This window comes from Bradyrhizobium sp. Leo78 (genome assembly GCF_059512425.1).
In genome coordinates, this window is record NZ_JCAMOT010000025.1 from 73,736 (window position 1) to 89,506 (window position 15,771).

General features: G+C 63.6%; 16 protein-coding genes. 8 read left to right on the plus strand and 8 right to left on the minus strand.

Annotated features, from left to right (window positions below):
• Positions 1-14: 14 nt before the first annotated feature.
• From AC5ZG1_RS27665 to AC5ZG1_RS27685, 5 genes are all read right to left on the minus strand, one after another.
• Positions 15-821, minus strand: coding sequence for an ABC transporter permease subunit (locus AC5ZG1_RS27665; protein ID WP_496134650.1), 807 nt, complete (start codon positions 819-821; stop codon positions 15-17).
• Positions 818-1,984 (minus strand): FMNH2-dependent alkanesulfonate monooxygenase, encoded by a 1,167-nt coding sequence (gene ssuD, locus AC5ZG1_RS27670; protein WP_496134651.1) that lies wholly within the window; start codon positions 1,982-1,984, stop codon positions 818-820. The genes AC5ZG1_RS27665 and ssuD overlap by 4 nt, the downstream gene beginning before the upstream one ends.
• Positions 1,981-2,934: a sulfonate ABC transporter substrate-binding protein gene (locus AC5ZG1_RS27675; protein ID WP_456644830.1), complete on the minus strand. Its 954-nt coding sequence runs from the start codon at positions 2,932-2,934 to the stop codon at positions 1,981-1,983. Before AC5ZG1_RS27675 ends, ssuD begins: the two co-directional genes overlap by 4 nt.
• 24 nt (positions 2,935-2,958) lie before the next feature.
• Entirely contained in the window at positions 2,959-3,909 is a 951-nt protein-coding gene (locus AC5ZG1_RS27680) for an aliphatic sulfonate ABC transporter substrate-binding protein (RefSeq protein WP_456644829.1), read from the minus strand.
• A 377-nt stretch (positions 3,910-4,286) separates the two neighbouring features.
• Positions 4,287-5,501 carry an LLM class flavin-dependent oxidoreductase gene (locus tag AC5ZG1_RS27685; RefSeq protein WP_496134652.1) on the minus strand — a complete coding sequence of 405 codons (1,215 nt, stop codon included), beginning with the start codon at positions 5,499-5,501 and terminating at the stop codon, positions 4,287-4,289.
• 269 nt (positions 5,502-5,770) lie between these two features.
• On the opposite strand from AC5ZG1_RS27685, the gene napE reads away from it, so the two are divergent.
• The 8 genes from napE to msrB all read left to right on the plus strand — a co-directional run bounded on the left by napE (position 5,771) and on the right by msrB (position 12,704).
• Positions 5,771-5,956, plus strand: a complete 186-nt coding sequence (gene napE, locus AC5ZG1_RS27690; protein ID WP_028165371.1) for a periplasmic nitrate reductase, NapE protein — start codon at positions 5,771-5,773, stop codon at positions 5,954-5,956.
• Between the two features lie 28 nt (positions 5,957-5,984).
• Positions 5,985-6,311, plus strand: a complete 327-nt coding sequence (locus AC5ZG1_RS27695; RefSeq protein ID WP_028165372.1) for a chaperone NapD — start codon at positions 5,985-5,987, stop codon at positions 6,309-6,311.
• Between the two features lie 43 nt (positions 6,312-6,354).
• Positions 6,355-8,868: a periplasmic nitrate reductase subunit alpha gene (gene napA / locus AC5ZG1_RS27700; RefSeq protein WP_496134653.1), complete on the plus strand. Its 2,514-nt coding sequence runs from the start codon at positions 6,355-6,357 to the stop codon at positions 8,866-8,868.
• Positions 8,865-9,335: a nitrate reductase cytochrome c-type subunit gene (locus AC5ZG1_RS27705; protein WP_028165374.1), complete on the plus strand. Its 471-nt coding sequence runs from the start codon at positions 8,865-8,867 to the stop codon at positions 9,333-9,335. Before napA ends, AC5ZG1_RS27705 begins: the two co-directional genes overlap by 4 nt.
• Positions 9,332-9,970 carry a NapC/NirT family cytochrome c gene (locus tag AC5ZG1_RS27710; RefSeq protein ID WP_496134654.1) on the plus strand — a complete coding sequence of 213 codons (639 nt, stop codon included), beginning with the start codon at positions 9,332-9,334 and terminating at the stop codon, positions 9,968-9,970. The genes AC5ZG1_RS27705 and AC5ZG1_RS27710 overlap by 4 nt, the downstream gene beginning before the upstream one ends.
• Positions 9,971-10,105: 135 nt before the next feature.
• A complete protein-coding gene (locus AC5ZG1_RS27715) occupies positions 10,106-11,215 on the plus strand; it encodes an ATP-dependent DNA helicase (RefSeq protein ID WP_456644825.1) in 1,110 nt (369 codons plus the stop codon).
• Between the two features lie 241 nt (positions 11,216-11,456).
• Positions 11,457-12,176, plus strand: coding sequence for a peptide-methionine (S)-S-oxide reductase MsrA (gene msrA, locus AC5ZG1_RS27720; protein ID WP_456644824.1), 720 nt, complete (start codon positions 11,457-11,459; stop codon positions 12,174-12,176).
• 117 nt (positions 12,177-12,293) lie between these two features.
• Complete coding sequence (gene msrB, locus AC5ZG1_RS27725) at positions 12,294-12,704, plus strand: peptide-methionine (R)-S-oxide reductase MsrB (RefSeq protein WP_496134655.1); 411 nt, start codon at positions 12,294-12,296, stop codon at positions 12,702-12,704.
• Between the two features lie 143 nt (positions 12,705-12,847).
• Here the strand turns inward: msrB and AC5ZG1_RS27730 are convergent, their stop codons facing one another.
• From AC5ZG1_RS27730 to AC5ZG1_RS27740, 3 genes are read right to left on the minus strand one after another with little or no spacing between them, the layout of a single operon-like run.
• Entirely contained in the window at positions 12,848-14,377 is a 1,530-nt protein-coding gene (locus AC5ZG1_RS27730) for an FAD-dependent oxidoreductase (RefSeq protein WP_496134656.1), read from the minus strand.
• A gap of 39 nt (positions 14,378-14,416) precedes the next feature.
• A complete protein-coding gene (locus tag AC5ZG1_RS27735; protein WP_028165380.1) occupies positions 14,417-14,869 on the minus strand; it encodes a GatB/YqeY domain-containing protein in 453 nt (150 codons plus the stop codon).
• 59 nt (positions 14,870-14,928) lie between these two features.
• Positions 14,929-15,630, minus strand: coding sequence for an alpha/beta fold hydrolase (locus tag AC5ZG1_RS27740; RefSeq protein WP_496134657.1), 702 nt, complete (start codon positions 15,628-15,630; stop codon positions 14,929-14,931).
• Positions 15,631-15,771: the final 141 nt, after the last annotated feature.

Genomic DNA, 15,771 nt, shown 5'->3' on the forward strand with positions numbered 1-15,771 from the left:
TCTTCCTCAGTTCCTCAATGTTTCTGGAAGGCCGGATGCCAGGACAGCGTCAGCCGCTCCAGCGCGCGCGATGCGCTGTCGGCGAGCTTACCGAGCAGGGCGTAGATCAGGATCGAAAGCACGACGACGTCGATCAGCATGAATTCGCGCGCCTGCATCGCCATATAGCCGAGCCCCGAGGACGCCGCGATGGTCTCGGCCACGATCAGCGTCAACCACATGATGCCGAGCGCAAAGCGCAGGCCGACGAAGATCGACGGCAGCGCGCCCGGGAAGATCACGCGGCGGAACAATTCGCCGTCGGTCATGCCATAGATGCGGCCCATCTCGATCAGTTGCGGATCGACGGTGCGGATGCCGTGCAGCGTGTTGAGATAGATCGGAAAGAACACGCCGAGCGCCACCAGGAACAGTTTTGCCGACTCGTCGATCCCGAACCACAGGATGACCAGCGGGATCAGCGCCAGATGCGGAATGTTGCGCACCATCTGCAGCGTGGTGTCCGTCAGTTTCGCCGAGAGTTGCGACAGGCCGTTGGCGAGGCCGAAGGCAAAGCCGATGGCGCCACCGATCAGAAAGCCGATGCTGGCGCGCCAGAAGCTGACCCAGATATTGCGGATCAGTTCGCCCGATAACAGCAGCTTCCACCCCGCCAGCGCGACGTCGGTCGGCGCCGGCAGCACGCGCGCGGGCACGAAGCCGGTGACGCAGGCGAGCTGCCAGATGACGATGATGGCGAGCGGCACGATCCAGGGGATTAGGCCGTCAGCCCGCGGCAATCTTGGCGCGCGGACGCGCGGGAGGCTGTCGATGAGACTCATGATTCCGATACCTCCTTTTGCGGCCGATAGTCGTTGCCGATGGTCTCGCCGAACGGCCCGGTGTTGACACGTATCGGCGTCACGTTATCCGGCCGCTCGAGCGAGAGCAGCGGGAACACCAGTTCGGCGAAGCGATAGGCTTCTTCGAGGTGCGGGTAGCCCGACATGATGAAGGTATCGATGCCGAGGTCCTGATACTCCCTAATCCGCGCCGCCACCGTCTGGGCATCGCCGACAAGTGCTGTGCCTGCGCCGCCACGCACCAGGCCGACGCCGGCCCAGAGATTGGGGCTGATCTCGAGCTTGTCGCGCCGGCCGCCATGCAGCTCTGCCATGCGCTGCTGGCCGACCGAGTCCATGCGCGAGAAGATCTTCTGCGCTGCCGCGACCGTGTCGTCGGTGACGTATTGGATCAATTCGTCGGCGGCCTTCCAGGCTTCCGCATTGGTCTCGCGCACGATCACGTGCAAGCGGATGCCGAAGGAGACCTTGCGGCCACGCTTGTCGGCGACCGCCTTCACGCGCGCGATCTTCTCCGCAACCTGCGCCGGCGGCTCGCCCCAGGTGAGATATTTGTCGACAGTGTCGACGGCGACGTCGATGCCGGCATCCGACGAACCGCCGAAATAGAGCGGCGGCCGCGGCGACTGGATCGGCTTGAACAGCAGGCGACCATCCTCGATGCGGATGTGCTTGCCCTCGACATTGACGGTCCTGCCGGCGAGCAGGTCGCTATAGACGTTGAGGAACTCGCGCGTCACCTCGTAGCGCTCGTCATGCGCCAGGAAGATGCCGTCGCCCTTGTTCTCGACGGGGTCGCCGCCGGTGACGACGTTGATCAAGAGCCGTCCGTTCGACAGCCGGTCCAGCGTCGCGGTCATGCGCGCGGCGACGGCGGGCGACTGCAGGCCGGGCCGCACCGCCACCAGGTAACGCAGCCGCTCGGTCTGCGGCGCGACCGCGGAGGCGACCACCCAGGAGTCCTCGCAGCTTCGTCCCGTCGGCAGCAGCACGCCGTAATAGCCGAGTTGGTCGGCCGCCTGCGCGATCTGGCGCAGATAGTTGAAGTTCACCTCGCGTCCGCCGATAGAGGTGCCGAGATAACGGCCATCGCCATGGGTCGGCAGGAACCAGAGGATGTTGGCGTTGAGTTGCTTAGTCACGATCCGGACCTCCGCGCGACGTCTGAAATCTTGATGGGTTTCGGCAACAGGCCGAGGGCAAAGAACGTGTCCGCCACCTGCTGCTGGTCGGCGATCACGGAATCGGTGAGCGGCTTGATGCCGTAGGACTGGCGCTTCAACGCCACCTCGACCACCGGCACCGAAAGGCCGATCGACGGCGCGAGTTGCTCGGCGACCGCGTGGATGTCGCCCTTGGCCCAGTCATCGACCTCGCTCAGTTGCGCGAGCACGAGATCGACGATCTTCGCATCGCTCTCCAGGAATTTCTTCGAGGAGAAATAGAACTGGTAGTTCGAGACGATGCCGGTGCCGTCGGCCAGCGTGCGCGCGCCGGTGGCAGCTTCCGCCGCGGCCTGGAACGGATCCCAGATCACCCAGGCATCGACCGAGCCGCGCTCGAAGGCGGCGCGCGCATCGGCGGGCGCGAGAAACACCGGCTCAATCTCGGAATATTTGACGCCGGCTTTCTCCAGGGCCTTTACCAGGAGATAATGGACGTTGGAGCCCTTGTTGAGCGCGATCTTCTTGCCCTTGAGATCGGCAACCGACTTCAGCGGACTGTCCTTCGGCACCAGGATCGCTTCGCCTTTCGGCGCCGGCGGCTCATAGGCGACATATTGGATGGGCGCGCCAGCGGCCTGCGCGAAGATCGGCGGCGCTTCACCGGTGTTGCCGAAATCGATCGCGCCGACATTGAGCGCCTCGAGCAGCGGCGGTCCGGACGGGAATTCGGTCCACACCAGCTTGTAGCCGACCGCCTTCAGCTTCTCCTCGAGCGTGCCCTTGCTCTTGAGCAGAACCAGCTTGCCGTATTTCTGGAAGCCGATGCGGACGGTTTTCTCCTGCCCGTAGGACGCGCTGACGGCGGCGGCGACAATGCTGACTGAAAGCACCGCACTGGTGATCCAGCGTTGAATGATACGTCGCATGATGACCTCTGCGTGGAAATGAACTCAGCTCTGGGGGTTGCGCCAGACGATGTCGCGGATCGCGATCTGCTTCGGGATCAGGCCGAGCTTGAAGAAGCGGTCGGCAACGCCCTGCTGGGTCGCGACGATGTCGTCGGTGACCGGTCCGATCTTGAACGCGGCGCGATTGGCAGCGACGGTCTGGATGTCGAGCGGAACGCCGGTCACAGCGCTGAGCGATTTGGCCACTTCGTTGCGGTGCGCCTCCGCCCACGTCGCGGTCGATGCGATGACGTCGTTGATCTGCTGCAGGATCGGTCCGTGATTCTTCGAAAAGTCGCGGTTGGCGATGAAGAACGAGTTGGTCTTGGTGATCTCGTAGGAGTTCACCAGGATGCGGCCGTTCTGCTTGGTCTCGGCGATGGCGAAATAGGGATCCCAGACCGCCCAGGCATCGATGCTGCCATTGGCGAATGCCGGGCCCGCGTCCGGCGGCGTCAGATAGACGGGCGTGATATCGTTGTAGGTGAGGCCGGCCTTTTCCAGCGTCTGCACCACGATGTTGTGCGCGCTGGAACCCTTGGTGAAGCCGATGCGCCTGCCCTTGAGATCGGCAATTGTGCGGATGGCCGAGTTCTGCGGCACCAATATCCCTTGGCCGTTGGTGATCGGCTGGCCGGCGGCATAAACGATCGCCGCGCCGGCAGCTTGCGCAAATACCGGTGGCGAGTCGCCGACCGCACCGTAGTCGATGCTACCGACATTCATCGCTTCCATCATCGGCGGGCCCGAGGAAAACTCGACCCATTTCACCTCGATGCCGGCCGACTTGAAATGATTTTCCAAGGTTGCGCGCTGCCGCGCGATAACCAGCACGCCGGTTTTCTGGTAGCCGACACGAATTTCCTTTAGCGCCGCCTCGGCCTGCGCGCGCAAGGGCAAAGCAGCGACGGCGGCAGAGCCGAGCGACAGTGTTAGGAACTCGCGACGCTTCACTACCAAATTCTCCTGACGATCGAGCGCGTTATCCGCGCGCCATCATGCGGCGTCAGGGAATGATGGGGGGCACGAATGAGGCTGTCGAGGACCCCGAAAAAATAGCGATGCCCGCACTGCCATCGGGCACCGGACGCGCGGTTTCTTTCAAGCCGCGGATTGTGCGTAGCGAAATATTTCCTTCACGAAATCGGGATGCAGACAGCTCTCCGCTGTCATCGTCCGCGAAAGCAGACGATCCAGTAACCACCGGCGCCAGAGCACGGGCCGAAATGCCGCGGCGCACTGGATGCCCGCCGGAGCCTGTCATCGGGCGGCGCTTCGCGCCGATCCGTTGGCGGGCATGACGGTGAAGTGTGGCGCTGCCTACAAATTTGTCAGCCGCTCGCTGCTGCCTTCTCCGCTTGCGAACCAGGGTTGATCGACAGTTTGCCGTAGCGATCCTTGAACGCCTCGGTGTCGATCTCCTCGAGCTTGATCTCGCCGCTCATCACGCCCTGCTTCCATTCATCGTGCTCGGGATCGTGCTGGAACTCCGGCATCACTTCGCTGGCAAACAATTCGAGCGACTCGCAGATGTGATCGTGCGTGTTCTTGCCGGCTTGATTGAGCAGGATCACCTGGTCGATGTGCGAGGTGCGGAAGCGGCGCAGCTTCCTGCGGATGGTTTCAGGCGATCCGATCAGACCGCCGCGCAATGCGGCTTCCTGCGCTTCCGGATTGTCGCGCTTCCATTTGTTGTACTCGTCCCACATGTTGACGGTGCCCGGCGCCGGCCGCTGCCGGTTCTGCGACGCGCCATAATAGCGCAGCGCGAACTGGAAGAAGGTGGCGCCGTCGGCGCGGGCGCGCGCTTCTTCATCCGTCCTGGCGCACATGAAGAACGACACCAGCGCCATGTTGGGATTGATCTGGTAATCGGCGAGCTTCTTCAGCCGCTTGGTGATCGCGTTGTAATAGGCATGCACCCAGGCATGCGCCGCGTCCGCGCTGACGAATTGAAAGCCGAGCGCGCCGAAGCCGTGCTGCCCGGCGCGCTCGATGGTCGGCAATTGCGAACACGCCATCCAGAGCGGCGGATGCGGCTTCTGCACCGGCTTCGGCACCACGTTGCGCAAGGGGATATCGAAATATTTGCCGTGATGCTCGGTGCCGATCTTGGTGAACATCGGGAAGATCGCCGCGACCGCCTCTTCGAACACTTCCCGCTTGGTCTCCATGTCGCGGCCGAACGGCGTCAATTCGGTGATCGAGGCGCTCTCGCCCATCCCGAACTCGCAGCGCCCGTTACTGAGGAGATCGAGGACTGCGACCCGCTCGGCGACACGCGCGGGATGGTTGGTCGTGAGCTGCAAGATGCCATGCCCGAGCCGGATGTTGCGGGTGCGCTGGCTTGCCGCACCCAGGAACGATTCCGGCGCCGGCGAGTGCGAGTATTCCTCGAGGAAATGATGTTCCACGACCCAGGCATAGTCGTAGCCGAGCCGGTCGGCGGTCTCGAGCTGCGTCAATGCGTCCTGATAAAGCTTAAGCTCGTCGCCCTCGTTCCACGGACGCGGCAGTTGCAGCTCGTAGAAGATGCCGAATTTCATGGCGTCGCTCCCGTACGTCTTGTTTGTTTGCGGCAGTGTATTGCCGGGGCGCGCGAAGTCCAGCCTTTGCCAATTCCGGATGGCGGAAGACGCGCGCCGCAACCAAACAGTAACCTTGCGGGTAGCGGCGCCGCCGAATCCGCTTCGAGCTAGTATAGTTTTGGCGCGCATTGATTTAGATCAGTGCTAAAGTATCCCAGCGACGTTACTTTTTTTCGGAAGGCAACGAGGCCTTCCCCCACACAATCCAAATCGAATCGAGACGACGTATGTCGGCAACCAGCGACGATGCGAGCGCGAGGCCGCGCCGTAGGCGCATGGAGATCTTCGCATTTCTTTTTCTCACGGCAGTTGTGATGCCCGCTTTGGCCGTGGCCACGGTGGGCAGCTACGGACTTGCTGTGTGGATCTATCAGATGATCGCGGGCCCACCGGGCCCTCCCCCGCCACATTGATCAGCCGATTTCTCAAGGAACACCCGACATGATCAGAGCTCAGACCACCATCGACCGCCGAGCGCTCATCACGGGCCGCGTCCTGCAGGCCGAGCCTGTCGTTCCGCCGCCCGGCGGCGAGATCGCCAGCATCCTCGTGCAAACCCGGCCTGAGCGGCTTGATGCCACCGAAGCTGCGATCACGGCACTGCGCGGCTGCGAGATTTACGGCCGCGATGAGAAGGGAAAGCTCGTGGTCGTCGTGGATGCGCCCGACGCAAGCTCGCTCGGCGCGACCCTCAACACGATTTCCGCGCTGCCCAACGTCTATTCCGCCTCGCTCGTGTTCCACGCCGTCGACGCCGATAACGTGTGATGACACGTGATCGGCCGCCCCTTGATGAAGGGAAGGAAATGCCATGACCGCCCCCAAGCTGGATCGCCGCCAGGTCCTGAAACTGGAAGCCGCCGCGATGGCGGCGCTCGCCGGAGGCATGCCGGTTGCGGCAGGTGCCGCCAACCTCGTCACCGAACGCGCCGAGAGCGAAATGAAGTGGGACAAGGCGCCGTGCCGCTTCTGCGGCACCGGCTGCAGCGTGATGGTCGCGACCAAGGACAACCGCGTCGTCGCCACCCACGGCGACATCAAGTCGGAAGTCAACCGCGGCCTGAACTGCGTCAAGGGCTATTTCCTCTCCAAGATCATGTACGGCCATGATCGCCTGACCAAGCCTTTGCTGCGCAAGAAGGACGGCAAGTACGACAAGAACGGCGATTTCACCGAAGTCTCATGGGACGAGGCCTTCGATGTGATGACGGAGAAGTTCAAGGCCGCGCTGAAGAAGCGCGGGCCGAGCGGCATCGGCATGTTCGGCTCCGGCCAGTGGACGATCTTCGAAGGCTACGCGGCATCAAAGCTGTTCAAGGCCGGCTTCCGCTCCAACAACATCGATCCCAATGCGCGGCATTGCATGGCCTCCGCTGCCGTCGGCTTCATGCGCACTTTCGGCATTGACGAGCCGATGGGCTGCTATGACGACATCGAGGCCACTGATGCCTTCGTGCTGTGGGGCTCGAACATGGCGGAGATGCACCCGATCCTGTGGACCCGGGTCGCCGACCGCCGCCTCTCGGCGCCGCATGTGCGCGTTGCCGTGCTTTCGACCTTCGAGCACCGCTCGTTCGATCTCGCCGACATCGGCCTCGTGTTCAAACCGCAGACTGACCTCTATCTGCTCAACGCGATCGCCAACCACATCGTCAAGACCGGACGGGTCAACAAGGATTTCGTCGACAAGCACACGCTGTTCAAGCGCGGCCAGACCGATATCGGCTACGGCCTGCGGCCCGACCACCCGCTGGAGAAGAAGGCGACCGGCCGCGCCAAGGCGGGCGATGCCCAGGACATGACTTATGACGAATACGTCAAGTTCGTCTCCGACTACACGCTGGAGAAGGCGGCCGACATGGCCGGCGTCCCGCTCAGCCGGCTGCAGGCACTCGCCGAGCTCTATGCCGATCCGAAGGTCAAGGTCACGAGCTTCTGGACCATGGGCTTCAACCAGCACACCCGCGGCGTCTGGTGCAACAACCTCGTCTACAACATCCACCTCCTGACCGGAAAAATCTCCGAGCCCGGCAACAGCCCGTTCTCGCTGACCGGCCAGCCATCGGCCTGCGGCACCGCGCGCGAGGTCGGCACCTTCTCGCACCGCCTGCCGGCCGACATGGTCGTGACCAACAAGGAGCATCGCGCGAAGGCCGAGCACATCTGGAAGCTTCCGGAAGGCACCATTCCCGACAAGCCCGGCTATCATGCCGTGCTGCAGAACCGAATGCTGAAGGACGGGCTGCTCAACGCCTACTGGATCCAGGTCAACAACAACCTGCAGGCCGCCGCCAACGGCAACGAGGAGACCTATCCCGGCTATCGCAACCCCGAGAATTTCATCGTGGTGTCGGACGCCTATCCGACCGTGACGGCGCTGGCCGCCGACCTCATCCTGCCGACGGCGATGTGGGTCGAGAAGGAAGGCGCCTATGGCAACGCCGAACGCCGCACGCATACCTGGCACCAACTGGTGTCGGCGCCGGGCGAGGCGCGCTCCGACCTCTGGCAGCTCATGGAGTTCTCCAAACGCTTCAAGGTCGAGGAAGTCTGGCCGGAAGAGCTGATCGCGAAGATGCCGGAGTATCGCGGCAAGACGCTGTTCGACATCCTCTACCGCAACGGCCAGGTCGACAAGTTCCCGGTCACCGACATCGAGGCCGGCTACGCCAATGACGAGTCGAAGGCCTTCGGCTTCTACGTCCATAAAGGCCTGTTCGAGGAATATGCCTCGTTCGGCCGCGGCCACGGCCACGACCTCGCGCCGTACGACACCTATCACCAGGTGCGCGGATTGCGCTGGCCTGTCGTCAACGGCCAGGAGACCCGCTGGCGCTTCCGCGAGGGGCTCGACCCCTACGTCCAGCAGGGCACCGGCGTTCAGTTCTATGGCTTCCCCGACGGCAAGGCGCGGATCTTCGCACTGCCCTACGAGCCGCCGGCGGAATCGCCCGACAAGGACTTTCCGTTCTGGCTCTCGACCGGCCGCGTGCTGGAGCATTGGCACTCCGGCACCATGACCCGCCGCGTTCCCGAACTCTACCGGGCATTTCCTGAAGCCGTCTGCTTCATGCACCCCGACGACGCTGCTGATCTGAAGCTGCGCCGCGGCGACGAGGTCAAGGTGGAATCCCGCCGCGGTTTCATCCGCGTCCGGCTGGAGACCCGCGGCCGCGACAAGCCGCCGCGCGGCCTGGTGTTCGTGCCCTGGTTCGATGAATCCAAGCTCATCAACAAGGTGACGCTGGATGCGACCGATCCGATTTCGCTGCAGACCGACTACAAGAAATGCGCTGTGCGCATCGAGAAGGTGACGACGACATGATCGGAAAGTCCGCTATCGTTGTTCTTGCCATTGCGCTTGTCGCCGCTTCAAGCTCGCTGCTCGCGCAAGGCGTCACGTCCGGCCTGCGCGGTCCCGCCCCGCTCAACGAGGAGGGACCGGCGCCGCCGATGACGCCGATGCGCAACACCGCTGAACGGGAGATCCGCAACTACCCGGAGCAGCCGCCGGTGATCCCGCATTCGATCGACGGCTACCAGGTCGATATGAACGGCAACAAATGCCTGTCCTGCCACGCCCGCGCCCGCACCGGCGAATCGCAGGCGCCGATGGTGAGCATCACCCATTTCATGGACCGCGACGGCCAGTTCCTCGCCTCGGTATCGCCGCGTCGGTACTTCTGCACGGAATGTCACGTTCCGCAGAACGTCACGACGCCGCCGGTGACCAATGATTTCGTCGACATCGACACCATCCTGAATCGCCCAGCACCCGGTGGCCACCGATGAGCGACGTCGACAAGGCGCCGCCAGGCCAAGGCTGGTTTGCGCGGCCGTGGCGTTTTGCCCTCGAACTATGGGACGTGCTGATCCGGCCGAGCTCGGTGTTCGGGCTCGGCGTCTTGGTGCTTGCCGGTTTCGTCGCCGGCGTGATCTTCTGGGGCGGCTTCAACACCGCGCTGGAACTGACCAACACCGAAAAATTCTGCACCGGCTGTCACGAGATGCGTGACAACGTCTTTGCCGAATTGAAGTCCACCATCCACTTCACCAACCGCTCCGGCGTGCGCGCGACCTGCCCGGACTGCCACGTCCCGCACAACTGGACCGACAAGATCGCCCGCAAGATGCAGGCCTCCAAGGAAGTCTGGGGCCATCTTTTCGGCAGCATCAACACCCGCGACAAGTTCGTCGACAATCGGCTCGAGCTCGCGCTGCATGAATGGGCGCGGTTCAAGGCCAATGATTCGCTCGAATGCCGCAACTGCCACAGCGCGCAATCGATGGACATCACCAAGCAGTCGCCGCGGGCGAGCGTGGCGCATCAGCGCTTTCTGTTCACGGGCGAGAAGACCTGTATCGACTGCCACAAGGGTATCGCTCACCACCTGCCGGATATGCGCGGCGTTCCCGGCTGGCAATAGGCTTGGGTATGGCTTGGGTATCTTTGGGTATCCTGGGGCGGCCGGCCGGCACCTTGCGCCGGCAGCCTGAATGGCTAGGTTGAGGGGCTGAGTCGGCGGGCGATCGCCCGCTTGTCCTCTCCTCCGCCGAGACCCATGACCACCTTTACGCCGCATCAGGATTCCGCGCTGAAAGCCGTCGCCGACTGGCTCAAGGCAAAACCGGGTAAGAACGGCACACCGCCGATCTTCCGCCTGTTCGGCTATGCCGGCACCGGCAAAACGACGCTGGCGCAACATATCGCCGACGGCGTCGACGGCGAGGTGAAATTCGCGGCATTCACCGGCAAGGCCGCGCTGGTCATGCGCAACAAGGGCTGCGAGAACGCCTCCACTATCCATTCGCTGATCTACCGCGCCCGCGAATCCGGCGTCGAGCAGCCGACTTTCGAATTGTGGGACGACGCGCCGGCATCGAAAGCCAAGCTGATCGTGATCGACGAATGCTCGATGGTGGACGCCGATCTCGGCCGCGACCTGATGTCGTTCGACTGTCCACTGCTCGTGCTCGGCGATCCCGCGCAGCTTCCGCCGATCCAGGGCGCCGGCTTCTTCACCAATGCCGAGCCCGACGCGATGCTGACCGAGGTGCATCGCCAGGCGCAGGACGATCCGATCGTGCGGATGTCGATGGACATCCGCGAAGGCCGCGAGCTCGAGATCGGCCGCCATGGCGAGAGCGAGGTGGTGCCGCGCAACGAGCTCGATCCCGAGCGCGTCATGAATGCCGACCAGGTGCTGGTGGGCCGCAACAACACCCGCCGCGCCTACAACATGCGGATGCGACAGCGGCAGAACATCGAGGATCCCTTGCCGGTCGCCGGCGACAAGCTGGTCTGCCTGCGCAACAACCGCAAGAAGGGCCTGTTCAACGGCGGCCTGTGGCGGGTGAAAGCGCGCGCGCAATCGAAATCCAAGATCATCACCATGCGCGTGATGCCGGACGAGGATTTCGGCCACAAGGTCACCAAGGTCTCCGTGCGCGGCGAATGCTTCGGCGGCGCCATCGAGACCATCCCATGGGAACAGCGCAAGCCCTACGACGAATTCGACTACGGCTATGTGCTCACCGTGCACAAGTCGCAGGGCTCGCAATGGGACGACGTCGTACTGTTCGACGAAAGTTTTGCGTTCCAGGACAGCCGCGCGAGGTGGCTGTACACGGGGATCACGCGCGCGGCGAAGCGGCTCTCCGTGGTGGTGTGATCCTCTCCCCCGTCATTGCGAGCGAAGCGAAGCAATCCATTTATCCCCTTGCGGAGGCATGGATTGCTTCGTCGCTCCGCTCCTCGCAATGACGGGGCTGGTTCACAGACTCGTGTCCATCCGGCCGTAACACCCCCCTCCCCAGCCCGTATCTTCGGCATCCAGGGGAAGACCGCCCGATTTCCGAAACCTGGCTTCCGTTCTAGACTGGCTCCAGGCCCTCCCATCCAAAGAGGAAACCATGTCCAATCGCCCGTTCCGCCGCCTGTCGCTCTGCGCTGCCGCCCTCGGCGCGCTGGCCATCGCCTCCTTCGCCGCAGCCCCCTCGCGGGCGGCTGAAGACGCCGTGATCATTCCCGTCCCGACGCTCGACGCAAAGGCCACCGATGGCATCCAGACCGCGGTGCTCGCGGGCGGCTGCTTCTGGGGCGTGCAGGGCGTGTTCCAGCACACCGCTGGCGTCGTCAGCGCGGTTTCCGGCTATGCCGGCGGCAACAAGGCGACCGCCGACTACAACATGGTCTCCACCGGCACGACCGGACACGCGGAATCCGTCGAGATCAAGTACAACCCGAAGCAGGTTTCCTACGGCAAGCTCCTGCAGATCTTCTTCTCGGTCGTGCACGACCCGACGCAGTTGAATCGCCAGGGTCCGGACACCGGCACGCAATACCGCTCGGCGATCTTCGCCACCAGCGACGATCAGAAGAAGGTGGCGGAGGCCTATATCGCCCAGCTCAACGCCGCCAAGGTCTACAAGAAACCGATCGTGACCAAGGTCGGACCGCTCGAGGGGTTCTATCCCGCGGAGGCCTATCACCAAGACTACCTGACGCTGCACCCCAACCAACCCTATATTGCGTATAATGACATCCCGAAGGTCGAGAACCTGAAGAAGATCTTCGCGGAAAACTACATCGAGAAGCCGACACTGGTCGGCAACACCAAGGTCACGAATTAAGCGCCACAGTTTCCGTCATTGCGAGGAGCGAAGCGACGAAGCAATCCATCTCTGCACGTGCTGCGGCATGGATTGCTTCGCTTCGCTCGCAATGACGGCATAGTGAGAGGAGCCTCCATGTCCGACACCAAGACCCCAGACAAGGTCGTCAAGAGCGACGCCGAATGGCGCAAGGAATTGACGCCGATGCAATATGCGGTGCTGCGCGAGAAAGCGACCGAGCGTCCCTTCACCGGCGAATACGAGCATGAGCACCGCAAGGGCACCTATGTCTGCGCCGGCTGCGGCCAGACCTTGTTCGAATCCGATGCCAAGTTCGATTCCGGCTGCGGCTGGCCGAGCTTCACGCAGCCGGCGACGGAAAGCCATATCGACGAGGAGACCGACCACAGCCACGGCATGGTGCGCACCGAGGTGCTGTGCTCGAAATGCAGTGGCCATCTTGGCCACGTCTTCCCCGACGGCCCCGGCCCGACCGGCCTGCGCTACTGTATCAACTCGGCAGCGCTGAAGCTGCAGCCGAAGTGATCAATTCTCGTCATGGCCGGGCTTGTCCCGGCCATCCACGAAGACACTTGCTCAAGCTACAAAGACGTGGATGCCCGGGACATCTGCGCGAAGACGCGCTTCGCGCTTTTGCCCGGGCATGACGGCATTGTACTGAGGTCAGGCTACGCCGCCAACGCGCCGCGCTCCATGGCGAGCTCAGCCTCGAGGCTCGCAATATCCCGATAGATTGATGCCACCGCGAGCACGCGGCCGCCTCTCTTGTAGCGCACCACGCAGTCCTTTGCGGCAATATCGCCGTCAACGTCGATCTCGTCCCATTTCTCGGCATGGCCGACATAGTTGATCGGCACGTCGTAATGCTGGCTCCAGAAGAACGGCACCGTATTGAACACTTCCCGCTGACCGAGCATGTTGCGCGCGGCAGTCTGGCCCTGGCGCTCCGCCACCACCCAGTGTTCGACGCGGATGTTCTCGCCGGAATGCGGATCCGGCCAGCGGGCGATGTCGCCCGCTGCATAAATGCCGGCGCTGCTGGTTTCGAGATAGGCATTGACGGTGACGCCGCGATCGATCGCAAGCCCGGCCTTTTCGGCCAGCGCGAGACGCGGCCGCACGCCGACGCCGATCACGACGAGATCGGCCTCGAGCACGCCGCCGCTCTGCAGGCTCGCGCGCTTGCCGTCCATCGCGGTGACGGTATCGCCGAGGTGAAAGACAACGCCGTGCTCTTCGTGCAGGCTGCGGACGAAGTCGCCCATTTCGGGCCCGAGCACGCGCTCCATCGGCCGCTGCTCCAACCCGACGACGTGGACCTCGATATCCCTCGCCCGCAACGAGGCCGCGACCTCGAGCCCGATGAAACTTGCGCCGATCACAACCGCGCGGTGCGCGCCGCTCGCTGAAGCGATGATCGCGCGGCAATCATCCAGCGAGCGCAAAAGATGAACATGGGGCTGGTCCGCGCCCGGTATCAATAGACGCACCGGCTCCGCGCCGGTCGCCAGCAACAACCGGTCATAGGGCAAGGCCTTGCCATCGGCGAGAACCACCTGGTGCGCAGCCGGATCGATCGACGCGACCTTGGTCTTGAGCCGCAGATCGATCGCGGCGTCAGAATAGAAATCGTCAGGCCGCAGCGGCAGCCAGTCCTCCGGCGCGCTGCCGGCAAGATAGTCCTTCGACAGGTTCGGCCGATCGACAGGCGCCGCGGCCTCGCCGCTCAGCATCGTGATGCTGCCGTGATAATCCTGTCGTCGCAGCATCTCGGCGGCGGCAAATCCCGCCGCGCCACCGCCCACGATCACGATGCGGCCGGGCGCATCGATCGCGCCTTTCACGCGAGGCTTGGGCTGCTCGCGCTTCTCGCGGACAAAGATGCGCTCGCCTTCGTGCTCGACCTTCCACACCGCGAGCGTGCTCAACGCCGGAGCGCGTGCAGCCTCGCCGGTGCGCAGATCGAAACAGGCGTGATGCCAGGGACAGCGGACGCTCTCGCCGACGACGAGGCCTTCCGCCAGCGGCCCGTGATAATGGCTGCAATGGGCGTCGATCGCGAAGACGTCCGACCCTGAACGCACCAGCAATACGTCTTCATCGCCGACATGGCCGAGCAGAGTGGCGCCGGAGAAGTCGGAGGGCGCCACGCCTTGCGACAGATCGGGACCGGAGGGTTGGGCTTGCTGGTCGGCCATGATGTCCTCCGTCGGTTTGAAACTGGTCCGTTCGAAGCCCTATCCCAGCGCCGCCTTCACCAGGCCACTGGCCTTCGCGAAATCCATCTGCCCGGTGTACTTCGCCTTCAACGCGCCGATTACCTTGCCCATGTCCTTGACCCCGGCAGCATTGGTCTCGGCGATCGCGGCTGATATCGCGGCCTTCACCTCATCCTCCGACATCTGCTTCGGCAGATAGGCTGAGATCACCGCGATCTCCTCGCGCTCCTGCGCGGCGAGCTCGGCGCGACCGCCCTTGTCGTAGAGCTCGACCGCTTCCTGGCGCTGCTTGATCATCTTCTGCAGCACGCCGAGCAATTCGGCATCAGAAAGCGGCGGCTTGCCTTGGCCGCGCGCGTCGATATCGGCGTTCTTGATGGTCGAATTGACCATGCGCAGCGTGGAGAGCTTGCGCTCCTCCTTCGCCTTCATGGCGTCCTTGACCGCGTTGTTGATGTCGTCGCGCAGCATGGCCGTGTCCCTGAATGATGAAACCTTCCATCTAGGCCGTTCGTTCCGCGAGAACAACCTCAGTTCCGCAGCCACTCGACCAGTGCGTTCGCGGTCGCCTCGGGCTGTTCCGGCTGCGGCAGGTGCCCGCAATCGGGCAGGATCACGAGCCTGGCGCCTGGAATGCCGTTCGCCATCTCAACCGACAGCGAATTCGGGATGGTATGGTCCTCGTCGCCCGTCAGCACCAGGGTCGGGCACCTGATCCAGGCCAGCGTCGGCCGCGAGTCGGGGCGGCTGATCACCGCCGTCTGCTGGCGGATGAAGCCCTCGACCCCGACATCCTCGCCCATCTCGTGGACAAGCCGGCGCAGGCTGGCGTCCTCGCGCCGCGACGGGTGCACGAAGCCGGGAAACAGCTCATCCAACACACCGCGGAAATCGCCGCTTTTGGCGCGAGCCATCATGCTGCGGCGGCGCTCGGAGGCCTCCGGCGTATCGGGGCGGGCCTGGGTGTTGATCAAGGCCAGCTTTGCCACCCGCTCCGGCGCCTGGCGCATGATCTCGAAGGCGATGTAGCCGCCCATCGAATGCCCGGCCAGCGCAAAGCGCGGCGGCGCCTCGGCCAGGATCCGGCGCGCGATCGCCCCCATATGGTCGTCGCGGATGTGGTTGGCGACCGTGACCGGCCCGCACCGCCACAACGCCGGTACGACAGGGGCAAAGATCCGCGGCGACGAAACCAGGCCCGGGACGAGCAGGATCGGCATCGTGTTGTCCATGCGGGCTCCGAAACGGGCAATTTGGGCCGGGAAACGAGGTTATGGCGGGAACCCTAGCTTAAAACCCCGGAACCGCCAGTCAAATAGGCGCAAAACCCGTGTGAATGGACGCCCTTTCGCTTTGACGCGGCAGGATGTGGG